This window comes from Microcoleus sp. CAWBG640, assembly GCF_020883015.1.
Taxonomy (GTDB): Bacteria; Cyanobacteriota; Cyanobacteriia; order Cyanobacteriales; family Microcoleaceae; genus Microcoleus; species Microcoleus anatoxicus.
The window spans coordinates 1-22637 of sequence record NZ_JAHRFC010000002.1 but is presented as its reverse complement, the minus strand read 5'-3'; the positions used below and the strand labels follow the sequence as shown (position 1 = coordinate 22637).

24 protein-coding genes and 1 pseudogene are annotated in these 22637 nt (G+C 44.1%); 16 read left to right on the top strand and 9 right to left on the bottom strand.

The genetic code is table 11. The features are described 5' to 3' along the window. The first annotated feature begins 141 nt into the window (after positions 1 to 141). From AAFP11_RS01485 to AAFP11_RS01475, 3 genes are all read left to right on the top strand, one after another. Positions 142 to 594 carry a cupin domain-containing protein gene (locus AAFP11_RS01485; protein ID WP_341735417.1) on the top strand — a complete coding sequence of 151 codons (453 nt, stop codon included), beginning with the start codon at positions 142 to 144 and terminating at the stop codon, positions 592 to 594. A gap of 293 nt (positions 595 to 887) precedes the next feature. Continuing rightward, complete coding sequence (locus AAFP11_RS01480; protein WP_341735416.1) at positions 888 to 1247, top strand: DUF952 domain-containing protein; 360 nt, start codon at positions 888 to 890, stop codon at positions 1245 to 1247. A 6-nt stretch (positions 1248 to 1253) separates the two neighbouring features. Next, positions 1254 to 1847, top strand: coding sequence for a restriction endonuclease (locus AAFP11_RS01475; protein ID WP_341733041.1), 594 nt, complete (start codon positions 1254 to 1256; stop codon positions 1845 to 1847). Between the two features lie 12 nt (positions 1848 to 1859). Here the strand turns inward: AAFP11_RS01475 and AAFP11_RS01470 are convergent, their stop codons facing one another. Together AAFP11_RS01470 and AAFP11_RS01465 are read right to left on the bottom strand one after the other, a co-directional pair. Beyond that, entirely contained in the window at positions 1860 to 2873 is a 1014-nt protein-coding gene (locus AAFP11_RS01470) for a site-specific DNA-methyltransferase (protein ID WP_341735415.1), read from the bottom strand. A gap of 204 nt (positions 2874 to 3077) precedes the next feature. After that, a complete protein-coding gene (locus AAFP11_RS01465) occupies positions 3078 to 4331 on the bottom strand; it encodes a CCA tRNA nucleotidyltransferase (protein WP_341735587.1) in 1254 nt (417 codons plus the stop codon). A gap of 106 nt (positions 4332 to 4437) precedes the next feature. On the opposite strand from AAFP11_RS01465, the gene AAFP11_RS01460 reads away from it, so the two are divergent. The 3 genes from AAFP11_RS01460 to tsaB all read left to right on the top strand — a co-directional run bounded on the left by AAFP11_RS01460 (position 4438) and on the right by tsaB (position 7422). After that, positions 4438 to 4686, top strand: coding sequence for a Ycf34 family protein (locus tag AAFP11_RS01460; protein ID WP_341735414.1), 249 nt, complete (start codon positions 4438 to 4440; stop codon positions 4684 to 4686). A gap of 237 nt (positions 4687 to 4923) precedes the next feature. Then, positions 4924 to 6636 (top strand): serine/threonine-protein kinase, encoded by a 1713-nt coding sequence (locus AAFP11_RS01455; protein WP_341735413.1) that lies wholly within the window; start codon positions 4924 to 4926, stop codon positions 6634 to 6636. 3 nt (positions 6637 to 6639) lie between these two features. Then, complete coding sequence (tsaB, locus tag AAFP11_RS01450; RefSeq protein ID WP_341735412.1) at positions 6640 to 7422, top strand: tRNA (adenosine(37)-N6)-threonylcarbamoyltransferase complex dimerization subunit type 1 TsaB; 783 nt, start codon at positions 6640 to 6642, stop codon at positions 7420 to 7422. 27 nt (positions 7423 to 7449) lie between these two features. Here the strand turns inward: tsaB and AAFP11_RS01445 are convergent, their stop codons facing one another. Together AAFP11_RS01445 and AAFP11_RS01440 are read right to left on the bottom strand one after the other, a co-directional pair. Next, entirely contained in the window at positions 7450 to 8007 is a 558-nt protein-coding gene (locus tag AAFP11_RS01445; protein WP_341735411.1) for a hypothetical protein, read from the bottom strand. Positions 8008 to 8279: 272 nt separating this feature from the next. Next, positions 8280 to 9104, bottom strand: a complete 825-nt coding sequence (locus AAFP11_RS01440; protein ID WP_341735410.1) for an SDR family NAD(P)-dependent oxidoreductase — start codon at positions 9102 to 9104, stop codon at positions 8280 to 8282. A gap of 263 nt (positions 9105 to 9367) precedes the next feature. On the opposite strand from AAFP11_RS01440, the gene AAFP11_RS01435 reads away from it, so the two are divergent. After that, on the top strand, positions 9368 to 9580 hold the full coding sequence (locus tag AAFP11_RS01435; RefSeq protein WP_341735409.1) for a hypothetical protein: 213 nt from the start codon (positions 9368 to 9370) through the stop codon (positions 9578 to 9580). Positions 9581 to 9799: 219 nt separating this feature from the next. On the opposite strand, the gene AAFP11_RS01430 is transcribed toward AAFP11_RS01435, so the two are convergent. After that, a complete protein-coding gene (locus AAFP11_RS01430; protein ID WP_341735408.1) occupies positions 9800 to 11233 on the bottom strand; it encodes a carotenoid oxygenase family protein in 1434 nt (477 codons plus the stop codon). A gap of 242 nt (positions 11234 to 11475) precedes the next feature. On the opposite strand from AAFP11_RS01430, the gene AAFP11_RS01425 reads away from it, so the two are divergent. The 4 genes from AAFP11_RS01425 (at position 11476) to AAFP11_RS01410 (ending at position 15098) form a co-directional block, all read left to right on the top strand. Further along, on the top strand, positions 11476 to 12495 hold the full coding sequence (locus AAFP11_RS01425; protein ID WP_341735407.1) for an LD-carboxypeptidase: 1020 nt from the start codon (positions 11476 to 11478) through the stop codon (positions 12493 to 12495). Between the two features lie 232 nt (positions 12496 to 12727). Beyond that, positions 12728 to 13486: a class I SAM-dependent methyltransferase gene (locus AAFP11_RS01420; protein WP_341735586.1), complete on the top strand. Its 759-nt coding sequence runs from the start codon at positions 12728 to 12730 to the stop codon at positions 13484 to 13486. Positions 13487 to 13547: 61 nt separating this feature from the next. Further along, entirely contained in the window at positions 13548 to 13829 is a 282-nt protein-coding gene (locus tag AAFP11_RS01415; RefSeq protein WP_341735406.1) for an HNH endonuclease, read from the top strand. 36 nt (positions 13830 to 13865) lie between these two features. Then, positions 13866 to 15098: a hypothetical protein gene (locus AAFP11_RS01410; RefSeq protein WP_341735405.1), complete on the top strand. Its 1233-nt coding sequence runs from the start codon at positions 13866 to 13868 to the stop codon at positions 15096 to 15098. A gap of 14 nt (positions 15099 to 15112) precedes the next feature. On the opposite strand, the gene AAFP11_RS01405 is transcribed toward AAFP11_RS01410, so the two are convergent. The 4 genes from AAFP11_RS01405 to AAFP11_RS01390 form a co-directional block, all read right to left on the bottom strand. Beyond that, complete coding sequence (locus AAFP11_RS01405) at positions 15113 to 15412, bottom strand: (2Fe-2S) ferredoxin domain-containing protein (protein ID WP_341735404.1); 300 nt, start codon at positions 15410 to 15412, stop codon at positions 15113 to 15115. Between the two features lie 180 nt (positions 15413 to 15592). Then, positions 15593 to 16567, bottom strand: a complete 975-nt coding sequence (locus AAFP11_RS01400; protein WP_341735403.1) for a cysteine synthase A — start codon at positions 16565 to 16567, stop codon at positions 15593 to 15595. Positions 16568 to 16693: 126 nt separating this feature from the next. Continuing rightward, the gene (locus AAFP11_RS01395) at positions 16694 to 17278 is read right to left on the bottom strand and encodes a Uma2 family endonuclease (protein ID WP_341735402.1); all 585 of its coding nucleotides are present in this window, start codon (positions 17276 to 17278) and stop codon (positions 16694 to 16696) included. Positions 17279 to 17378: 100 nt separating this feature from the next. Then, on the bottom strand, positions 17379 to 18017 hold the full coding sequence (locus AAFP11_RS01390; RefSeq protein ID WP_340524493.1) for a peroxiredoxin: 639 nt from the start codon (positions 18015 to 18017) through the stop codon (positions 17379 to 17381). 168 nt (positions 18018 to 18185) lie between these two features. Between AAFP11_RS01390 and AAFP11_RS01385 the strand changes: the two genes are divergently transcribed. From AAFP11_RS01385 to AAFP11_RS01365, 5 genes and pseudogenes are all read left to right on the top strand, one after another. Further along, complete coding sequence (locus tag AAFP11_RS01385) at positions 18186 to 18461, top strand: hypothetical protein (protein WP_341735401.1); 276 nt, start codon at positions 18186 to 18188, stop codon at positions 18459 to 18461. Positions 18462 to 19054: 593 nt separating this feature from the next. Continuing rightward, positions 19055 to 19939 carry a ChaN family lipoprotein gene (locus AAFP11_RS01380; protein WP_341735400.1) on the top strand — a complete coding sequence of 295 codons (885 nt, stop codon included), beginning with the start codon at positions 19055 to 19057 and terminating at the stop codon, positions 19937 to 19939. A gap of 343 nt (positions 19940 to 20282) precedes the next feature. Then, entirely contained in the window at positions 20283 to 21527 is a 1245-nt protein-coding gene (locus AAFP11_RS01375) for a tyrosine-type recombinase/integrase (RefSeq protein ID WP_341735399.1), read from the top strand. A 263-nt stretch (positions 21528 to 21790) separates the two neighbouring features. Beyond that, the gene (locus tag AAFP11_RS01370; RefSeq protein WP_341735398.1) at positions 21791 to 22270 is read left to right on the top strand and encodes a hypothetical protein; all 480 of its coding nucleotides are present in this window, start codon (positions 21791 to 21793) and stop codon (positions 22268 to 22270) included. 9 nt (positions 22271 to 22279) lie between these two features. Next, positions 22280 to 22637, top strand: a pseudogene (locus AAFP11_RS01365) (hypothetical protein); the annotation flags it as partial.

The following is a 22637-nucleotide window of genomic DNA, read 5'->3' as shown; positions in this document are numbered from 1 at the left end:
GCAGTTTTTGTCGCCTGTAACGGGTCTTCTCGTAAAAACCCGGTTTCTGGCCACCCATACCTAAATCCTAAACTAATGACTCTGGCTCCCTCGCTAATGACATTAAAAACATAACAACTGATAATTTACCATAATAAAAACATGACAAATCAGTGCATGATTCCCGTGTCAAAGTCTCCCCAAGACTACCAAGTATTTCGCATTAGTCCATGGGATACTAATAGATTAGCCATCGTCTTCGATCCCGCAGCAGCTAATAGTTCATTAACAGTTTGCATCGAAATTTTTGATGTGGGTGGCAAAACTCCTCCCAATCGGCATTTATTGGCAGTAGAAATGTTTTTTGTACTCAAGGGACAAGGGCGAGCAACCTGTGATGGCAAAACAGTTAGTATTAGGGCCGGAGATAGTTTGTTAGTGCCACCCACCAGCACCCACCTAATTGAGAACACTGGTAGCGAACGGTTGTATGCTTTGTGCATCATGGTCCCTAATGAGGATTTTGTAGAACTAATACGCAGCGGTATGCCTGTGGAACTTGATGAGGAAGATATGAGAGTATTAGGGCGATCGGATGTACTCGTGGCCTGCTAAACTGCTGTAAAATTTCGTTACCAGGCTCTACCTGGTAACGCATATTTAAACTGTTGTAAAATCTCGTTACCAGGCTCTACCTGGTAACGCATATTTAAACTGCTGTAAAATTTCGTTACCAGGCTCTACCTGGTAACGCATATTTAAACTGTTGTAAAATCTCGTTACCAGGCAGAGCCTGGTAACGCATATCCAGAGGCTCTGCCTCGATTTCATGCTAAGGTAATATCGGCAGATACTGGAAAAAACCTGGTATCCAAAAACAGATTGTTTTACGTTAAACTTATCAATTTATGAGCGTTATATTTCACATTGCTAAAAGCCAACAGTGGGAAGAAGCAAAACAGCTTCAATTCTATCACGGCGATACCCTAGACTCTGAAGGATTCATCCACTGTTCGACAATCCCGCAAATTACTAGAAGTGCTAATAAGTTTTTTATCGGACAAACAGGATTACTTTTGCTGTGGATAGATTCGGAAAAAGTGCAAGCAGAGGTTAAGTATGAACCGGCCGCCGGAGATATGTATCCCCATATTTACGGGCCGCTGAATGTGGATGCGGTGTTGAAAGTTATGGAGTTTGAAGCAGGTGCCGATGGGAAGTTTGAATTGCCGACAGAATTAAGAGCAAGTATAAATGAACAGGCTTAGTACGTTGTGAAGATAGTTCAAGAAGTATCACTTATTAGTCACGGTGACTTTGAGGAATCACAAGAATGGGGAGTTATCAAAAATGAAATACGGATTGCTATTGACGCCATCGTTTGGCCGGTCGGTGCATCCAGCTTTACGATAAATCCAACCAGGCACGGGAATGGTGTCAAACCTATCAAAAATGCTTGTATGGCTGCTCTTCATGACGATTTTGGATGGCAGCTTGAAACTAAAATCAGATTTGCAACGAGATTCCCTGGACGAGTAGATGCTACCAAAATCTTAGACAATCATTTATTTGCCTTTGAATGGGAAACAGGAAACATCTCATCAAGTCACCGTGCGGTTAACAAACTGGTTCTCGGTATTTTACGAGGGATTTTTTTGGGGACGGCATTAGTTTTGCCCAGCCGGAAACTGTACCCTTATTTGACCGATCGAATTGGCAACTATGAGGAACTAGAGCCTTACTTTGATGTCTGGCGTGCTATTAACATACAACAAGGTTTTTTGGCCATATTTGTAATTGAGCATGATGCCGTTGATAGCAGCGTACCTACAATTACTAAAGGCACAGATGGTCGCGCTTTAATATAAAATTTTTGGCATTCAAGAAAACAACTCTAGTTGAATTGACTCGTTTGGTTGGGCTTTATTTTTGGTCTTTCCCCTTGCTGATTCCCAATTTTCTACATTTCCATTTGCCAAGTCTTGTAACCGCTTGACTGCTGGTTCTATATCGCCGATTTCTGTACCTAGCCAATACCTGCCCAACTTCTCTGCTGCATAAAATGTAGTACCAGAACCTCCAAACGGATCGATTACAACTTGTCCCGGATGCGATGCCATAGCAATGATGCGTTCCAGCATGATTGGAGCTAATTCGTTGGCTCCCCTTTTCTTGTGCTGTCTGTGTCGTACTGGTGGGATATCTGTCCACATTTCCTCAATTAAAGTCCACAGATTTTTTTCGATAATATCTGCTGAAGCATCTTCCCAGACATCTTCGGGAGCATCCCAAACATCCATTAAGTTAATACCTTGAGGATTTAATTTTTTGCGGTGTCCGCCGTAATCTTTAATTTCTCCTCCACAATGTCGGCAGACTTGAATCGGCGTATAAACTTTATTAAAAACTGCTGGTTCGCCTTTTGTGTAGTAAAGCAATCCGTAGTGTGCGGGAGACATTTTCTTGCCGCGAGGAAAGGCTTTAGGCATTCTACAAGCTATCCAGTGACGAAAATTCATTCCTTCTTGATTTAAATATGCACCGTATTCAATGCACCATTTAGGTAAATTGAAAATAAATAGACTTCCCCCAGGCTTCAGCACTCTAATACTTTCTTTAAGCCACTGTTTTGACCAAGCAAGATAATCGCTGGAATTTAGTCGATCGCTTGCACCAGTGCCATAATCTTTGCCCAGATTAAATGGCGGATCGGCAAATACAATATCGGCGCTGTCATCGGGAATAGCACCTAAAAATTTGAGACAGTCTTCCTGATATAGAATGCCGTATTCGCTGTGATAAACCTCTCGCAATCCCCGTTGTGTTGCAGTCACAGGTGATATCATATTCAAAGGTTGCATTGAACTATTTTTGTTGATATTTCTCAGTTCCATAATATTAATTGCAGCTATTCTTGTCAAGAGACTATTGATTCGATCGCACTTTAACCCTTGTATTTTAAAAGAGGTAGATTGCGATTTACCGTGGGGTGGGGGCGGGTTTACGAGATGATCGGTTTTAGGCCAATATTGTTGGTGAACCCGCCAGACAAATATTGGGGTTTAAAGTTCAGGTTAACTGGGGCAAGAGTTGTAAAATCAATGAACATCAATCAAATCTGCTGCCAATTTTAGCGCTGCTTCGCGAGTAGAAATTCTCCCCTCTACCCGCGCCAATTGAATTTCCATTAATAATTGACCAATTTGCGGACTTCTGGGCATATTTAAATGTTCCATTAAATCATTGCCGCTAACTAATTGTGTCGGATGTGCAACTATATCGCCCGCATCAAGATAGCGATTAATTAATAGTGAAATCTCATCCATGGAAACTCCCACAGCTACAGCCAACACTGCTAAAACTGGAAATACTATTCCCACATCTCGAAATAAGAAATACTGTTCTCGCAAAGACATCTTAGAGATAGGTTGTGCTTGCAATTTTGGCAAATATTTCACAAGCTCGATCGCACTTTTAATCTCAGCATTGCTATACTTTAACCGTAGCAACTCAGTTTCAGCCATTGTCGGGTCAGAATCTGCCAAAATAGCCAACTTAGCCACAGCCAACAACGGCGTTTTAATCGTATCTCGAATCTGGCGCCCGAATTCCTTTGCTAATTCCGGGTAAATTGCCGCTAATTGGTCAGCAGATTGGTCAATTTTGGTTAAAGTATCAAAACGGTCGATCGCACTTTCAAACCAAATCGAAAACAAACCATCTTCCCAACCGCGACAAATCCAAGGTACGCCGTTAGGATTGCTTAACAAATAACCCAATTCTGTCCGCACCCGTTCCACCGCTACCCGACTCAACAACGGTGCTAATTCGCGAATCGCCGATTGAGTTTCCGCTTCGATCGCAAAACCCAACTGCGCCGCTTGACGGTAAGCTCTTAATAACCTCAGCGGATCATCTTCCAAATTGGCGCGGGAAATCATCCGCACCAAACCCAGCCACAAATCAGTTTGACCATCCACAGGATCGATGATTTCTCCGGTAAAAGGATTGCAGGCGATCGCATTAATCCGAAAATCCCGACGCCACAAATCCCCCTCCAGACTCCCCCCTTCCGCCTGCGCCAAATCCACCGTACCGCCCGCAAACACCACCCGTGCAATTTGGCGTTCCGCATCCAACAAAACAAACCCTGCTTTGGTGCGATCGGCAATTTTTCGAGCAGTCTTCACTGCCCGTGTTAGCATAACAAAATCTAAATCAAAATAAGGCGATCGCCTCCCCAGTAACGCATCCCGCACCGCACCCCCCACCAAATAAGCAGGTGGCGTCAGCAGTTCCAAATCAAACGGCCAAGAATCAGGAGATAATGTAGGTGGCAAACTATTCGACATCGCAACAAAAATAAATAAACTTACAACCATAAAACTCTGGTTACGCTAGATTAACAGAAAGCTCGAAATTCACCAATTTTTTTGAAATGCACAGAGGATATCAAAGATGTGTATTTGTGTTAACTGCCATTATGTAGACCGCTGCTTCACCTACCACGCCGTAGAAGGACAGCACGAACAGCCTCACCTCACCGAAACCCCCGATTTCGACCCCGTAGAACCCACAATCAACGTCAACATCCGCCCCCGCCAAGAAGAAGTAGAAATGGAATGGGATGTAGTCGGCTGTGAAAGTTTCAAGCAAGAAATCGGAAAATGGGCCAAATTGCGGCCGGGCGAACTTGTACCGACTTAAGTCAGTAGTCAGTAGTCAGTAGTCATTAGTCAGTAGTCAGTAGTCAGTAGTCATTAGTCAGTAGTCATTAGTCAGTAGTCAGTAGTCAGTAGTCATTAGTCATTAGTCATTGGTAATTGGTTATTTTTTCGTCGCTTGGAGCTGCCAATAACCAATTCCCAATTCCCCAATTCCCCATTCCCAATTCCCCATTCCCAATTACCAATCAATAATCTAAAATATAAAATATAAAATCAAATGAGCTATTGCTTAAACCCAACTTGTCAGCATCCGCAAAACCTCGGTGATGCAGAATTGTGCGAAAGTTGCGGCTCACAATTATTGTTAACTCCAGACCCAAAAGCCTCCCCAGCATCTCGCTACCGTACCATAAAGCCGATCGGACAAGGCGGTTTTGGTCGAACATTCCTAGCAGTAGATGAAACCAAACCCCAGATTTTTCCCCAGTGCGTCATCAAGCAATCCTTACCCCAAAAAAACCCCGCTGAAAAAGCCGATCGACTATTTCACCAAGAAGCAGCCCAACTACAAATATTAGGCAAACACCCGCAAATTCCCGAATTATTAGCACATTTTGAACAAAACGGCAGACAATATTTAGTACAAGAATTTATAGACGGCAAAAACCTAGCTCAAGAACTAGAACAAAAAGGAGCATTCACCGAAAATCAAATTCGACAAATCCTCAATGATTTATTACCAGTGCTCCACTTTGTCCACAAATCAAAAGTCATTCACCGTGACATCAAACCCGAAAATATTATTCGTCGCCGACTCTCCCCAACCCCTTTACCACCACTAGAAAATTCCTTTCAACCATCTCCGTTTCAAAAAGATATTGTTCTCGTTGATTTTGGTGCCGCTAAAAAAGTAACAGCACCGGGGTTGCAGCCAACTGGTACAATTATCGGCAGTGCTGCTTATACGGCCCCAGAACAACTGATGGGTAAGGCAGTTTTTGCCAGCGATATCTATAGTTTGGGTGTCACCTGCATTCATTTGCTGACTCAAATTCCCCCCTTCGATTTGTTCGACACCACCGAGGATGCTTGGGCGTGGCGAAATTATTTGAAAACCGCTGTTAGCGACGATTTCGGCCGCATCCTCGACACCATGCTCCAAAGTGCCACCAATCGGCGCTATAGTTCAGTATCAGCCGTCATCCGGCAATTAAACCCCAAACCGGTATATTTAGAGGCTTCGCCTGTTTTAGACGCGCCGGAGGAACCCGCAGAACGGGTGCTGACACCTGCGCCCGGTGTGTCCCTGTTCAGTCCCCAAGAGCACGCCGCAATTCAACAAGCTTTGCAAGAGGCGATCGCCCCATATAATGTCATAATTCAAGTTAACCAAGCCAAGCACAAGCTGAATATCGTCATCAACAGAACTCCAGACAATCCCGTTTATTATCCGCACTTAGCTCAAATAATTACCACCAGACTCACCGATTTGCAGTTAAATAAAATTGCAGCCGTGAAGTTGTTGGGCAGAGTTAACAATTCCCGCGCGCCAGAGTGGCAGCAAGTATTGCAAATTGACCCAAAGATTAAGTTAAGAAATAAAATCATTCGGCTGCACCATAATAAATTAGCTAAACGAATCGCGCCCCTTGCTACCCAAGATTTTTGGTTGCCAAAGTTGCAAACAAAAGAGTTTTGGATAGACTTACTGATGTTTAGCTTAGTTTGGTTTATCTTTGGCTCTCAAATAGTGATTTTTAATGCTATGTTTGCCCTGATAATTTCAGTGGCTTTTATGTTCGTCAAGTATCAAGTTTCCCAAAATAAAGAATTTGCGAATAACAATTTATTTGCAACTTTAGTATTGTTGTTTCTGATGGCCGGAAGCATGGGAAATTCCAGGATTTTAAATACGGGAATATTTGGCTTTCTTTTGGCTTGCTTAGTTGTAGCTTCTCCTCTGTTTTTTATTAAGGAAAATTATCAATAAATAATGAATAGCCATCCCAAATCCGCAACATCAGTTAAAAAATACGGCTTAGCCTTGCACACAGCCAGTCGCGAACTTGGTTTCGCCATCAGCAATTTTGCCGGTGAATCTCGCTGTGCAACTTGGAATTTGGATCGGGATTTAGCAACTCATTTGCACCAGTATTTAGTTGAGTTTATTCAGCCACAAACTTGGGCGGATTTGGCTTTTATTGCAGTTGCTAAGGGGCCTGGAGGTTTCACGGGGACTCGCATTGGTATGGTGACGGCGCGGACTTTGGCTCAACAGTTGGATATTCCGATTTTTACTATTTCAACTTTGGCGGCTTTTGCTTGGGCACAACCCCCCCAACCCCCCCTTATTAAGGGGGGGCTTTTGGAATTGGAACCGCCCCTACACTCAGGGAGGCTTTTGGAATTGGAACCCCCCCAACCCAGGGCGGGCACGCACCATCCACCGCCCCTACACTCAGGGGGGCTTTTGAGAGATGATGTCGCGGTGCAAATGCCTGCACAGCGCGGTCAATTATTTGGGGCTGTTTATTCAGTTAATCAAGATTCGGGTTTGAATGAGTTGTTTCCTGATACGGTGATGACTCCTGAATCTTGGCAGGAAAAGTTGGATGGTTGGGGTAATTCTTATCAGTTGATTGAAGCGACTAGCGGGTTGGGTGCGTCTGTTTCTAGTGTATTAGAATTGGCTTATTTGGAGTGGCAAATGGGTAGTCGTCCAGATTGGTCGGATGCTTTGCCTTTTTACGGTCAACATCCGGTTAAGGGTAACTAAATATTGGGGGGATTCGGAAATTGGTAATTAGGGATAAGTGATGTTGACTTTTAGCCAATCTAATCCGAGATCCAGGTTGTACGTATGGTTAGTGACGTTTCCGGCATTAGCCACCACAGCCTTTTGAAGAATAGATTTTTGCAATGGCATTCTCAGCGGTTCAGCAAAGCTCTGATCGGCAGCAATTTCTACCTCAAATCGATGGGCTTCGTCACTAGGATACGTTGTGGCATATATACCAATCTCACCTGAGACTTCATTAAGTTCCGAAACTAGGGCAGTTGCCGCTTTCCACCATTTGTAAGCTGCCTTGGTTGCCTTAGAATTGCTTCCATAAGCATTCCAGATCAGGATGGTTGTGATTGCTGACTGCCTAATCTGACAACACATAATCTTAGCTACGTGGAGATGTTCGTCCAGCGTGAAGCCTTTATATGGTCTGGGTAGATTCAGGGGTAAACAAAGTTTTCCTGATGGTTGTTCATGAAATTCTTCTAAACATGGGTTTCCAGGCTCTGCCTGGGAACCAGTGATAGCAACCGCCAAGGCGATTAAGGCAGTAGGGGCTCTCGCATTCGGGCCCAAAATCCTTGAGTAAAACCCATAAATTATCTGCCCGAATGCTTCGCCCTTACCCCAAAGTTATGCCTTAACCACCTTGGCGGTTGCTATAAAATTCCTGTAGGGGCGGGTTTTACCAACAATAATTGCCTAAAACTAATAATATACTAAACCCGCCCCGGCCTTTATATCATTGTCGATCGACCGGACACGATCTGATACCAAATTAGGCTAACACTCTTATTTGAGAACCCCGACTTCTTAAATAAGTCGGGGTTCTGGGTATTATGTAAAGGTTATCGCCCGCTAGCTAAAACCTCTCGCAATTTGCGATCGCTCCGCGCTTTATCCGAAAGTTGGGGAGTCGCCATCCGCAACACAAAATCCAGCAGCCAAGGCGCAATTCGGTGACACCAAACTGCTAAATGACTTTGATATCCTACCAAGATTTCCGGCGCATCTTTGTGCAATCCCGCCACCAGCGCTAGGGCAACTTTTTCGGGAGTTGTCGGCACCACCCACCGAAATTGCTCCAAGTCTCGCACCATGTCGGTATCTGTTAGCGAGGGTAGCAAAGCTGTGACTCGAACATTGTACGCTGTCAACTCGCTGCGTAAAGCTTGGGTGAAGCCCAAAATGGCAAATTTAGTAGCAGAATAAGTTGCCATTGTGGGAGCCGCAATTTTGCCCATCAAGCTCGAAACATTGACAATTGTTCCGTCTCTTTGGGCCGCCATTCTCCTGGCTATTAAGCGCGTAACTGTGTAAGTTCCCAGTAAATTTAAGGCGATTTCTTCCTCGATCAATGGGACTGGGGAACGTAAGAATGATGCTTGGTGCGCGACACCTGCACAGTTGACTAGGAGGTGAATTGGGCCGCAATCTCGCCACGCTTGGGCGATCGCAATATTCACTGCTACCGACTTAGTTAAATCTAAAGCTAATGGCACTGCTTCTACACCAAAAACTTCGATTTCAGTCGCTAATTCAACTAATTGCTGGCGATTGCGCGCCACAATCAACAAACGTTTGATGCCTTGTCTGGCTAATTCCAGGGCGATGGATCGCCCAATTCCGCGAGAAGCCCCTGTCACAAGAGCTGTTTTTCCTTGAAGCTGCATAGATTTAACCCTCTGGATTTGAAGTGCTCACCGAGTACGGAGTTATAAGTTGTGAGTTGTGAATTTTGTGGAGTTAACTCAAAACTTTTGAATCGACAACGTACCCGTGAGTTGAACTAAACTTTGATGTGCCAGAAATTTGTCAGGAATCTGATAAGTAAACCTCATTCAAGCAGACAAACTTGAGGTGGGAAAACCCGGTGAACAATTATACCAACTTTGGCTGAATTTGCCTCTATCTTGAGTCCGCGCAGGCGGACTTTGTGTGTGTAGCCGCGAATTTTATTCGCCGGGAATTCATCGGATATTCGCCGGGAATTCATCGGGAATTTGCCGAAAATTCATCGGGAATTCATCGGGAATTTGCCGAAAATTCATCGGGAATTCATCGGATATTCGCCGGGAATTCATCGGATATTCGCCGGGAATTCATCGGGAATTCATCGGGAATTCATCGGGAATTCGCCGGGAATTAACCGGGAATTTATCGGATATTCGCCTGGATTGGCGGTGTTTTCCTGTGTAGCCGGTAATTCTATTCGCCGGGAAAAAACAGAGGATTTTTGAGCAATATAGAGCATAAATTTCACGCCTCCTATATACGAGAATTACCTCTCTACACACACCTTAACAACTAGAAGCTAAAGCGGCAACAATTTTTAATAAATGTTCCGCAATACTTCTTTACAATCTGCTCATACAGCATTTTTCCAAGTACCATGAAACCCTAAAGGTATGACACTAGGCAATTCTAGCTGACAAATAGGAGCGCGATCGAGCCCGTCGCTGTCAAAGATCCAGACTTCGCTTTTATCAGAATTGCCGTCGTAAACAACTGTTACTATCCAACCTTTCTCGGACGAAATATCTGGAACGTAGATGGGTTCTGCGGGATAGCGATTTTCGCCACAGTCGGCAATTGTGAGATTGCGGTTATGGGTATCGAAACGGGCGATCGCACCATAACGTTCCGCTACAATATCTACTTGAGGTCGATACATTGCCACATAAATATAGCGGGAGTCTTGCCCTACTTCGGCCGCGGGTACGATGGGAAACTCGCAAGGTTTATCCAACAATTCTTCTATTCCTGTCACTTTCGCCGTTAGAGGATTGAGATGCACTCGGCAAAGAGTACCCTCTGCATCGGTGTGAGTTTCACCAGTCGCTACTTCTTTCAGTCGCTGATTAGTTGTAAAATCAGCAAAGCGGACAAAATCAACTGCCACCTCACCATCTTCCTTGACAAAACCGTTAGCAAAATGCCACTGAAACCAAGCCTCGGTTTCGCCGCGACTAACTAAAGATAGAGTTTCCGAGTCAAAAACTAATATCTGCGTTCCTAATTCCGGTTTCCACTTAAAGGACTCGCTATAACTGCTAATTCCCGCTAACAATGGCAAAAAATTGACTTGCACCGGCGGTACAAAAAATATCAAATACTTTCCCGCAAAAACATAATCGTGGAGCGCATAAATTCCATCTAAGGTAACAGTTGATTTTTGTACGACTTTGCCAGTAAAATCGCTTTTATACAGATTTAACTTTGTAGTCGCACCATTGGCAATTCCAAAGTTGAAAATATTCCCAGTAATCGGGTCGCGCTTGCAGTGAGCGGAATACACAAAGTTACTATCTAAACTGCCTAAATCGTCCATTCCCAAAGTTTCCAGAGTTTGCAAATCAAGGCGGTGAGGCGGGCCACCTTCCCACAATGCCAAAAGGCGATCGGGCAAAGCTAAAACAGAAGTATTGGCAGCATTTTTAACTGTTTTAGTCCACCGCAACCACACAGGGCCCGGTGCTGTCATGCCGTAATTACTGTAGAGAAATTTATCAGCTTTTTCCTCAGCTAGATATCCCCCTGTTTGCACGTAGCGATAAACAGCACTAGCACCGCCATCAGTAAAATGTACGGCCAAAATTGCACCATCCCCATCAAACCAATGTCCCACAGAAACACCTCCGCGTTCCAAACGAGCAGGCCCGTTGCGGTAGAGACTCCCGCGAAATCCGAGGGGAATTTTGCCACTTTTAACTGATAGTTTAGTCAGCGGAAACTCGGTAGCGGGACTGGCGAAAGGTTTCGCCCAAGATTTTTTAGCTGATATTTTACTGTCTGTTTTCATGGAAGAATCACAAAATTAAACTAAGCTAATATCAATTTTTTATGCGGCTGCACATATCTCGATTCCCCCTAGCCGAGGGCGGGCAGTCTTGGCACCCCCCTACATTCGGGGGGGACAAGATTCCGATCGAAGTCCCCCTTCTTAAGGGGGATGCGAGGGGGATCGAGATATGTGCAACGACCCATTAAATTGGTATAACATACATTTCATTATACAATCATAAAGTCAATCATTTAATCACTATGGTTATACCCCGTCGCTATCTGCTCCGAACTTTTGGACTAACTGCTATTGGTACTCAATTATTACCGATCGCCCAATCCAATATCTTACCCAAATCCCCAACTCCTATCTTACCACGCCGCCTGCGATTAGGTGATACTGTAGCTTTAATCAATCCCGCCGCCTTCGCCTACGAAAAGGAAGTTAAACCTTTTTTAAAAGCGACCGAACTCTTGGGTTTAAAAATTAAATTGGGAGAACATTTTTACGAGCGCTACGGCTATTTAGCTGGTAAAGATGCCGACCGCGCCGCCGATGTCAATAACGCCTTTGCCGACTCCTCAGTTCAAGCTATTTTCACTGGTATGGGCGGCTGGGGATGCGGTCGCATCTTGCCACTTCTCAATTATAACATAATTCGTAAAAATCCGAAAATAATTATCGGCTTCAGTGATGTGACATCGCTATTATTAGCTATTCATACTAAAACTAATCTCGTTACATTTCACGGACCTTTGGGTGTATCTAGCTGGAGTTCTTTTACAGTAGATTATCTCAAAAAAGTTTTGTTTGAGGGTGCTGCTGTAACTTGCCAAAATCCTCAAAAAATGGATATAAAAACTATTAGAGAAGGGAAAGCTAGGGGAAAGCTGATCGGAGGGAATCTCTCAGTGATCTCAACTATGATTGGCTCCGGGTATCTGCCAGATTGGCAAAACAATATTTTGTTTGTTGAGGAAGTTGGCGAAGAAGTTTATCGCATCGATCGAATGTTGACTCAACTCAAGTTAGCTGGCATTCTGGATCAAATATCCGGTTTTATTTTCGGACAATGTACCAAGTGTGACCCCGAAACACCGAAGGAATCTCTAACCTTAACTCAAGTTTTGTCGGATCATATCCGCCCCTTGAAAATTCCTGCCTGGTACGGTTCGGCGATCGGTCATATTCGAGATAAGTTCACTTTACCCATCGGTCAAGAAGTTGAAATTGATGCACGTTATGGTACAATTAGATTGTTAGAGTCGGCTGTTAATTAAATCTGGAATTAGTGCTCGATATTGGCGAGGCAGAGCCAAAGCATCGGGAACATCTCTGTTTTGCAAATATATTCGTAGGGGTTCTCGCATTGCGGCTGTAAATCTCTGGTTATCACTAATAAATTGTCTGCCGCAATGCTTCGCCTATGCAAAATCGGGATGCTCCCAAAGCATCGGCTTTCCCAGGAAGAGCCTGGAAACGAGACAATCATACAAACATAAGCTCAGGATTATTGTGAAAAACACCAAAAGATTTATTAATTCAATATCAGCAATTTTCTTGGCAATATTTTGTCTATTACAACTCAATGTTGGTGTAGCAATCGCAGGGGAAATTGCCAAAGACAACGAGATTTATCAGCAGCGCACCATCCACAATCCCGATGGAATAGGTAAATTTTATATGGGTCGAGAAATCGCTAAAGTCATGGGATATGAAGGGGCTGGGTGGCTGGAAAGACCTTCTCGCGGCATGGAAGAAAAATCAGGCAGATTAGTGAATAATCTCGATTTAAAACCAACAGATATTGTGGCAGATATTGGCGCGGGAACCGGATATTTCAGCTTTCGGATTGCACCCTTGGTTCCACAAGGAAAAGTTTTTGCCGTGGATGTGCAGCCGCAAATGCTAAAATTTGTAGAATTGAATAAGATTGAGAAAAATATCTCTAATGTTGAGCCAGTTTTGGGTAGTATCACTGACCCGAATTTACCAGAAAACAGTGTAGATTTAGTTGTCATGGTGGATGCTTATCACGAATTTGAATATCCGAGAGAGATGATGCAAGGCATTGTCAAGGCGGTGAAACCTGGAGGACGGACAGTATCCATCGAGTATCGAGGCGAAAACCCCTTACTGCCGATTAAAGGTTTGCACAAAATGACGCAAAAACAAGTAAAAAAAGAAATGGCAGCGGTGGGTTTAGTTTGGAAACAAACTAAGGAAATGTTACCTCAGCAGCATTTAATGGTATTTGAAAAAAAAGCTTAGTTGTGAGTGATTAGTCATCGGTTTGATGTAGTTTATACTATTAAACAACGTAGAAAAAACTATGAAGTGCGAATTGTGCGATCGCGAAATGGAAGCATTAACCGCCCATCACCTGATACCCAAACAAAACACCAAGCGAAAAAACGCAGATCCCAGCCCGACAATCGACATTTGTTCTGCTTGTCACCGCCAGATTCACTCCCTATTTGACAACAAACACCTAGCCGAAGAGCTCAACTCCCTGGAAAAGCTCAAAAACGACCCTCAACTCCAGAGATTTATCTCTTGGGCTAAGAAACAAAAAACTGATAAACGTATTCAAGTACGTGGTAAAAAAGCTTAATCTTTCAAATTCCCGACGGACTACCCAACTACTATTATGAACCCAACTCCCATCGAAATTGCGAAAGATCGATCGCTCATTTTCAAAAAATTCCTCCAAATCGAAATAGATATCCAAGCTAACTCAGACAAACAAGCATTTTTAGACTGGGGGATTCAAAAATCTGCTTACCGCAAAGAAATTAAAAACTATCCCGATTACCTCAAGCAAAAACCAGACGGTGTAAAGTTCATTAGCTACATTCCCCCAGCCAATAACCAGCTCACATTTAGCCCCTTTCCGAGTCTGGGAGTCATGCCTCAAATTGACACTCAAGCTTTAAACTTTATCCACGAAGACATCAAACAAGCCTGTGTTTGTATTGGCACTTTTGTGGATGGTAAAATCCAGGCGAAGTGGCTGGGAAAAAATGCACTTACCAAAGCTCAGTTTTGGAGTGGTACTAAAATTATTCCCCTAATCAATACCGTCTGTCAAGTAAATATCAAATATCCCGACTGCGACATTAGTAACTGTACGATCGGAGATGTTGATGGGCAACAAAAGGATATTCCCTTTGATGATTTAGCCGCCGACATGATTAGCTATACGGAAAATATCGCAACTTCCAACTCCTTGGCGGCGATGTTCAAACGCTTTGATACTCGTGTAGGACTCGAACAGTGGCTGAAGAAAACCACGGGCAATAATGACCTCATTTTTCGCAGCGACTACGGCGACGATCCGTTTATTGAAAATCCCCAAATTTTTGATAAAATCAAACAAAAAGTGGTACTCACAGCCGCTGAAAATAGCCCTAAACAAGATAATCTTGTATGCGCCTACGATCTGACTAAGTTAGTTTCAATGTTAGGATGGCACTACAATCTGGAACAGCGATCGCGCTTGCGAGGTGCTCAGTGGAACAGCCTCAAAAGCATTATTAAAGCCATGGGAAATGACACGGCTCGATATGGAGATCAAGCAATTAAAACTTTGGGGATGGATGGCGTCATCACTTCTCCAGTAATTATCTCGAAACTCGGCCACGGAGTCAGCTCGATTAGGGGAACTATAGAAACAGTTTACCTGGCTTTGATGTGGTTTGTGGACGATCGGCCAAAGGCGGGTGGAAAGCCAGCCAAACTCAGAACTTTAGCTTTGACTTTGCGGGGTGTAAAAACTTTAGATGGTTCTAAGAGTACCGATAGTTTGGCGATCGAACTCGATGCTAGAATCTGCGCCGAAGTTACGGAAATTCTCCGCCGATTGTTTGCTGAAGAATTTTAAACAAGGGCGATCGACTAATTAGCAGAGCCATGAAATTTGCGGTAAAGCATCGCCTTCACCGGCTCTCCTCCCCGCAAATGTCGCTCTGTAACTGAGGCTACTTCTTCAGGACAAACAGCGCAGTACCAAACCTCTTCTGGCATCACTAACACCATCGGTCCACTGCCACATTGTCCCAAACAACTACTAGCAACCACCGCCACTGCTGAGGGTGACAAACTCTGAAAAGCCGCCAGTACCTTGGCTGCACCTTGCTTGCGACAAGTGCGGTTTTGACAAACCAGAACTCGCCGAGAAGATTCGATAATTTTCATAGTTTTTATTTGACAATAATCTCAATATATGCTATTTTTTTATCATGGGAATAGGTGCGAGCATATAACTATTCTCCTGTCAGGGAGCTACGCATTTACTAATTCCCAGACAGAAAAGGAAACATCTATGCCCTAGACCCTAGACCCTAAGCCCAGGAATACCTGAGTCCTTGGTTACTTTTAATTTGGTGACAAACCTTTGGAAGTTAACCATTGTCGATCGAACAAACGCGACTGATAGCGAGCCCCACCATCGCACAGTACAGTCACAATCCTATGTCCAGGCCCCATTTGCTTCGCCAAAGCCACAGCAGCCCCCACATTAATCCCCACAGAACCCCCCATAAATAGCCCTTCTTTTCTCAACAATTGGTAAACCACCCGAACGGCTTCAGTATCATCAATTTGGATCGCATCATCTACCGGAGCATTTTCCATATTTCTCGTAACCCGACTGGTGCCAATTCCCTCGGTAATCGAACTACCTTCAGTCTTAATTTCCCCGGTTTTAAAATAACTGTAAAGCCCGCTACCCATCGGATCTGCCAAGACAGTTTTAATCGCAGGATTTTTCGATTTCAAAAACATCGCTACCCCAGCAAAAGTCCCACCAGTACCCGTTGCAGCCACCCAAGCATCAACTTTACCCTCCGTTTGTTCCCAGATTTCCGGGCCAGTTGTCTCGTAATGAGCTTGGCGATTTGCTAAATTGTCAAACTGATTCGCCCACACGGCATTTTCCATTTCCGCTGCTAATCTTCCCGACAATTTAACATAATTATTTGGGTCTTTGTAGGGGAGAGCCGGAACAGTCCGAACTTCCGCACCCAAGGTTCTCAAAGCATCTATTTTTTCTTGGGATTGAGTGTCAGGAATTACGATTAAACACTTGTAACCTCTGGCGTTGCAAATGTGGGCTAAACCGATGCCTGTATTGCCAGCAGTCCCTTCTACTACAGTTCCTCCTGGTTTGAGTAAGCCTTTTTCTTCTGCATCTTTAATGATGTATAAAGCAGCCCGGTCTTTAACCGAACCGCCGGGATTGAGAAACTCTGCTTTGCCGAGAATTTCGCACCCAGTTTCATCGCTGAAGCTGTTTAATCTAATTAGTGGCGTGTTGCCTATTGTGCCTACAAAACCGTTTTTGATATCCATGCTGAGTTTACCTAAGTGGTTTCCTGTGAACTTTTCGATTCCACAGGTTTCTCGAACTGAAACTTTATTACTAATTATAGTTCTGAAATCTGACGAATTGGTTTGGGAATCAGCACGACTCAACTCCTACCAAACTTTACTCATATTCAGAACAAATCCGGGTAAAACGGGATCGCCACTGACTGTCGCCGGATTTTCCAAACATTCCTCTGGCAAACCGGGACGGTAAATGTAAACTCTGCGATTTTTGCGATCGATTAACCATCCTACCTGCACTCCAGGTTCTCTCATATATTCTTGCATTTTTTCTTGCAAGGGCTTGAGATTGTCCGAAGCAGACCTGAGTTCAACTACAAAATCCGGGCAAATAGGAGCAAACTTTTCCTTTTGTTCCGGTGACAAAGCATTCCATCTTTCCAATTTAATCCAAGCAGCATCCGGCGACTTTTCTGCACCTGTGGAGAGAGTAAATCCTGTACTCGAAGTAAATGCTAAACCTGTACCGTCTTGTTCTGCCCAAACCCACAGAGGCCCAAATATATTACCTTCTCGGTTTCCCGTCTCCGAACCCGTAGGGGCCATAATTAGCAATTCTCCCGATTTGTTTCGTTCAATGCGTAATTCACTATTGATTTGACAGAACTCGAAAAACTGGTCGTCTGTCATTTGCAATTTTGGCGGTATTCGCAATACGATTGTTGATGACAGCATTTTGCCTTTCCTCAAATCTCAATTATTAAGACAATAGTGCAATTTTTATGTTTGTAGTAAGGACGGTCGTCCCTACTACAAACCTGTGGGTAAATTTAACCTATTTATTTGGCTGAGGAGTCATCCGTAAATAAGGCTTAACTGGGGTGTAACCTTTGGGAAATTTCTCGGCCAACTCTTGGGGGTCGGTAATGGAAGGTACAATTACGCAATCGTCGCCGTCTTTCCAATCTACGGGAGTAGCAACGCTGTATTTGTCCGTAAGTTGCAAGGAATCAATTACCCGCAGAATTTCATTGAAATTCCGTCCCGTACTCGCTGGGTAAGTAATGCTCAAACGCAATTTCTTTTGCGGGTCAATTACAAAAACAGTGCGGATTGTTAAGTTATTTAACGAGTTAGGATGGATCATATCGTAAATGTCTGAGACTTTGCGATCGCCATCTGCTAAAATTGGATAATTGAGGGTGACTTTTTGAGTTTCCTCAATATCTTTAATCCAGCCCATGTGAGAATCTACATCATCGACACTCAGGGCAATGGTTTTGACACCGCGCTTGTCAAATTCAGACTTCAGACGGGCCACCGCACCTAGTTCTGTAGTGCACACTGGAGTATAATCCTTCGGGTGGGAAAACAACACAACCCAGCTATCGCCAGCCCAGTCGTAGAAATTGATTTCTCCTTCGGAGGATGCTTGGGTAAAGTTGGGAACTGTATCGCCTAATCGCAGAGACATAACTGATTTCCTCTAATTGTATTTAAGGACGGTTCTCTATCATCTCACAATGGTCCGGTTTCTTGATCGAACTTTACATGATTTTAAACTTTTTGGTCCTGCGATCGCCAATTCGACTATCCAGATGGTTTATATGTGCTCTGTTTCTACCACACTCGCAATATTTCTATGCTTTACTTTTTGATTAAGACAATACAGCCTATTTTAGTCCCCCTGTGTTTTGTGTCTGCCTGGGGCTTAATGTTTGTGCTATTTTCAAGTATTGGCCGTGCTGTCACCGACTCCCTGCGCCGAGCCCAACGTATGCACCAAATCCCTTGTGCTAATTGTGTATTTTTTACTGGCGACTACCACCTCAAGTGTCCCGTTCGCCCTACAATAGCCTTGTCGGAAGACGCGATCGACTGTCCTGATTATCGATCGCATTCCCGCACTTGGGGTTAAAAAAAATCTGACATTAGGATAGCGGAGTACAAAATGCTATAGCCTTTATCAGTTAGGTGGGTACAGGGTAATGGGTCATGGGGCATAGGGTATTACTAATTACCCATTACCAATTACCGATCTTACCTCATCTTTCTGAGAAAGGCTACATAATCTCTTTTTGTAACAACAACAGCACCTAACCATATGTACCGAGGGATTTCCTCTTTTTTCAAATTCCATACGGAGTTGCCATAAATTCGGAGATTCCTTGGCATTGCTCCCTCTAATTATTTGAGGAATTATCAGCTTTGTTGGTGGGTGCTGCTATTGACTTTTGATGAGACAGATTTGAGATTAAACAGCGTTTTACTCCTTAATATTCAATTTTGAACTTCGCTGTGGCATCTGTCAGAGAAGCTTTTTATTTGCTTCATATTGTTAATTTAGCACCTGGTTTGAAAAGTGCAACTACCTGCAACTAAACTTTACAAATAAAGGCAGCAGCAAGAGGGCAGAAGGTAAAGGATTATTAATAATGAGCTTGTGGGTATGAAGTTAAAATACTAGAGTCTGGCACTGCCTGCGATCGAAAAAAAGGGCATAATATTTGTATGAAAACAACCAAACTCATCAAACTGTGCGCCCTATCGCTCAGTATTGTTTTATTGTGTAGCAGTGCAGCCAAGGCGGAACCGACAGCCAACCCTCAGCCACAGCAGACTTATACCAACTCTGAGATTATGCAACAGTTGGTAAAGGCAAGAGTCGTCTATCTGGGAGAAACCCACGATCGCATCGAAGACCATCAAGCTCAACTGGTTATTATCCGAGAAATGCAGCGACAAAACCCGAAAATTGCGATCGCCCTTGAAATGTTTCAGCGCCCCTTCCAAAGCGTACTAGACCAATATGTAGCAGGTAAACTCACAGAAGAGGAATTGATTGAGCAAACAGAATACAATCAAAGATGGCGTTTTCCCTGGGAATATTACGCGCCGATTGTGCGATTGGCAAAAGAAAATAAACTGCAACTTCTGGCATTAAACACACCAACGGAAGTAACGAGAAAAGTTGCCACCCAAGGTTTAGAAAGCCTCACTCCCGATGAAAAAAAGCACATTCCACCACTCTCAGAAATCCGCACTGATAACGTCGCCTATCGAAAAATGTTACTAGAGATTTACCAACAACATCAAAAAGCAGAACAGGGAAATAGTAAGGCCTTTGAAAGATTTTTGCAAGCTCAAATTTTGTGGGATGAAACAATGGCTGAAAAAATAGCTGAATTTGTCAAAGCGAATCCCGATTATCAAGTTGTAGTGTTAGCGGGGACAGGACATCTTGTTTATGGTTATGGGATTCCTAGCCGTGTAGAAAGGCGTTTGGGAGTTGGTTTGGTAAAAGCGCGATCGATCTTATTTAATTTGCCTACAGAGACTTCGTTCTCTCCTTTGTCCGCAGACAAACCCATTGCCGACTATATTTGGAAACATTAATTGGTGATGAAGCCCTGTGGTTTGGAAATACAAAAATATCGTTTCCAGGGCGAAAGACTTTGCATTTATCTCCAAATTGTCTCCACAAGCATTATATTTAAGCCCTATGCTTGGCATTTAAAAACCTCAAACCGTTGATTTCTCGTTGGTTTGAGGCTTGTATAGTATAAGCGGACGGCGGGACTCGAACCCGCGACGTTCAGCATGGGAAGCGATAGGAAGGAATCTGCAAACCCTTTGTCCTGTAAGGAATTCTCACAAAATGTTTTTGCCGTCCGCTGTTTCCGTAGTCAAACCGTAGTCAATTTGGTAAGATTGGTCGATCGGGTTTGAGTAAAAATACATGACTAAAACTCCCAAATCGGGCAGCAAAGCTTCTTACGGTTCTGTGGTGGTAGCAACTCGTGAGGGTAGACTGCGGTTACAACTGCCGAGACATTTGTACGGGGGCGAGCAAAAATACCTGTCTTTAGGGATGGCAGATACCCCTGAAAACTGGGAACTGGCACAAGCTAAAGCACAGTTGATTGAATCTGACATCAAGTTCGAGCGGTTTGACCCCACACTCAAAAAGTACAAGTCACACACTCACTTGACTGTTGTTGAGACAATCAAGCCTAAACCGGAACTGACTCTAACTAAATTGTTTGAGAGATATTTAGAGTTCAAAAAACCTGCTGTCAAGCCCACAACTTTTCACTACTTAGTAACGAGTATTCAGGCTTATATTAACCGCTGTCCCTACCAAAGTTTGTCCGAAGATGATGCTTTGCAAATACGCGCGTGGCTGCTAGCCGATACTACTAACAGCATGACTAAGCGAGTTGTGACTTACGTGAATGCAGCGGTTGAATGGGGGATTAAATTTAAAATTATCACCAGGTTGTCCGCTTCCCCTTTTAACGGAATGGCAGCCGACTTGCCAAAACATAACTGGCAAAGCGACCCCGAACCTAACGCTTTTAGTCCAGAAGAAAAGGCGTTAGTATTAGAAGCTTTCAAAAACCACAAGGGGAATTGGAACGGCAGAGGCTATGGAGGGCAGAAGCTTTGCTTTTATTACCCTTTGGTGCAGTTTTGGTTCATGACTGGATGTCGTCCCTCTGAGGCTGTTGGCTTGAGGTGGCGCGATATTGCCTCCGACTTTTCTCACATTGTGTTTAACGGCAGTGTGCAGCATCCGGGCGGGATAGAGACTAGGGTTGATGGTAGTAAAAACAACAAGCGTCGTAGGTTCCCTTGCAATCAGGAATTAACCGAGTTTTTAAGAAATCTTGAACCGGAAAACTTGACGGACAAAAACAGTCTGGTTTTTCCTTCGCCCAAAAAGGGCGGGGCGATTAATTACAGCAATTTCACTATCCGCACTTGGCATAAGTTGGTTGACCCAATTACTGAGAAAACTCGCGAGATTGAAGGACAGCGGAAAACTACTACTCCCTACTCTTGTCGGGATACTTTTATCAGCGAACAAGTTGGCAAGGGTGTACCGAGTGCGGTGGTGGCTAAGTGGTGTGATACGTCTGAGAAAGTGATTAATTCTGTGTATTTAGACGGCAAAATTTTGGAGCATTTACGCCCGCTTTGATACTGTTAATATGTTGATTCTCTGGGCAACTTTTGCGACACTAAACTTTACAACCGAACTGTTGACAGTTTGCTGGGAAGCTGCGATCGTATGTAACTAAGGAAGATTGATGCGCGACTGATTAGCATTAGCAGTGCTAGCCAAGTCACGACTTCCCTAAACCGTTCTGTTCAACGTTTGGAGCCTAAATATAATGCCACATTCAGCCGATTGTCCCAAGGGACGATCGCAACTCTTAATGATTGAGTTGGCGGGGTTTTGCCATGACTGAACCCCCCATCAGCCACCGTCGCATTGACAAACTCAAAGCGATCGCCTTTGACCGTGGTTTCACCAATGAAGATGCCAAACAGTTCGGGAAACTTAGCAAAACTGCTACATGGGAAGCATTGCTGGAACTGTACCTAGTTGACGATGAATCTCTTGAGACAGCAAGTGTAGACAGTGTAGACACCAATAAAGTTGCAAGTGTAGACAGTGTAGACAAAACATCTAAACCGCTTGACTTACAAGCTGTAGACAGTGTAGACACCCTCGACTGGACTAATGACGGCTCTTTCCCCGTCTGCAACTTTACCCGCCACAATTCCACCTTCTTTGACTGGGTTGATTTTGGACAACTCATCGCACTTGCACTCGCTTCTGTGGGGGTATTTGTGCTGGCTATGTCCATGTGGCGACAAATCAACCCCCTCAATCTATTCCCCCCAGTCCGCATCAACATTCAAATAGGAGCCAAATAAATGGGACGCATGAACAAAATCTTTAAAAATGACGAGAAATCGGGCGGTTTAGCTCATGGTAGCCACGCTATTAACCATTCCACCGTTTTAGCCCCAACCAGTGCCGACGCAATCAGTCCGCTAAATCCTGGGAAGTTCGCAGCAAGTGAACGCTCAGTCCCCATCATCGAAAAACCCCGCTACTTCACAGAAGAAGAAGCCGATGCGATGAAGACGCTGGCAAAGGAGAAAACTGAGGGCGCACGTCACGCCAAACGGGCTTATGAAGCTGCTGGCAAGATTGAGGAAGCCGATGCCAAAGTCCACAAACACCACCGTAAATATGAGGGCGTGGTTGCCGACAACGAGCTCGTAAAAAAGCGCGCCG

Coding starts and splice junctions, on each gene's coding strand:
- AAFP11_RS01485 (WP_341735417.1), top strand. CDS start 142: ATGACAAATCAGTGCATGATTCCCGTGTCAAAGTCTCCCCAAGACTAC.
- AAFP11_RS01480 (WP_341735416.1), top strand. CDS start 888: ATGAGCGTTATATTTCACATTGCTAAAAGCCAACAGTGGGAAGAAGCA.
- AAFP11_RS01470 (WP_341735415.1), bottom strand. CDS start 2,873: ATGGAACTGAGAAATATCAACAAAAATAGTTCAATGCAACCTTTGAAT.
- AAFP11_RS01465 (WP_341735587.1), bottom strand. CDS start 4,331: ATGTCGAATAGTTTGCCACCTACATTATCTCCTGATTCTTGGCCGTTT.
- AAFP11_RS01460 (WP_341735414.1), top strand. CDS start 4,438: ATGTGTATTTGTGTTAACTGCCATTATGTAGACCGCTGCTTCACCTAC.
- AAFP11_RS01455 (WP_341735413.1), top strand. CDS start 4,924: ATGAGCTATTGCTTAAACCCAACTTGTCAGCATCCGCAAAACCTCGGT.
- tsaB (WP_341735412.1), top strand. CDS start 6,640: ATGAATAGCCATCCCAAATCCGCAACATCAGTTAAAAAATACGGCTTA.
- AAFP11_RS01440 (WP_341735410.1), bottom strand. CDS start 9,104: ATGCAGCTTCAAGGAAAAACAGCTCTTGTGACAGGGGCTTCTCGCGGA.
- AAFP11_RS01430 (WP_341735408.1), bottom strand. CDS start 11,233: ATGAAAACAGACAGTAAAATATCAGCTAAAAAATCTTGGGCGAAACCT.
- AAFP11_RS01425 (WP_341735407.1), top strand. CDS start 11,476: ATGGTTATACCCCGTCGCTATCTGCTCCGAACTTTTGGACTAACTGCT.
- AAFP11_RS01415 (WP_341735406.1), top strand. CDS start 13,548: ATGAAGTGCGAATTGTGCGATCGCGAAATGGAAGCATTAACCGCCCAT.
- AAFP11_RS01410 (WP_341735405.1), top strand. CDS start 13,866: ATGAACCCAACTCCCATCGAAATTGCGAAAGATCGATCGCTCATTTTC.
- AAFP11_RS01405 (WP_341735404.1), bottom strand. CDS start 15,412: ATGAAAATTATCGAATCTTCTCGGCGAGTTCTGGTTTGTCAAAACCGC.
- AAFP11_RS01400 (WP_341735403.1), bottom strand. CDS start 16,567: ATGGATATCAAAAACGGTTTTGTAGGCACAATAGGCAACACGCCACTA.
- AAFP11_RS01395 (WP_341735402.1), bottom strand. CDS start 17,278: ATGCTGTCATCAACAATCGTATTGCGAATACCGCCAAAATTGCAAATG.
- AAFP11_RS01390 (WP_340524493.1), bottom strand. CDS start 18,017: ATGTCTCTGCGATTAGGCGATACAGTTCCCAACTTTACCCAAGCATCC.
- AAFP11_RS01385 (WP_341735401.1), top strand. CDS start 18,186: ATGCTTTACTTTTTGATTAAGACAATACAGCCTATTTTAGTCCCCCTG.
- AAFP11_RS01380 (WP_341735400.1), top strand. CDS start 19,055: ATGAAAACAACCAAACTCATCAAACTGTGCGCCCTATCGCTCAGTATT.
- AAFP11_RS01375 (WP_341735399.1), top strand. CDS start 20,283: ATGACTAAAACTCCCAAATCGGGCAGCAAAGCTTCTTACGGTTCTGTG.
- AAFP11_RS01370 (WP_341735398.1), top strand. CDS start 21,791: ATGACTGAACCCCCCATCAGCCACCGTCGCATTGACAAACTCAAAGCG.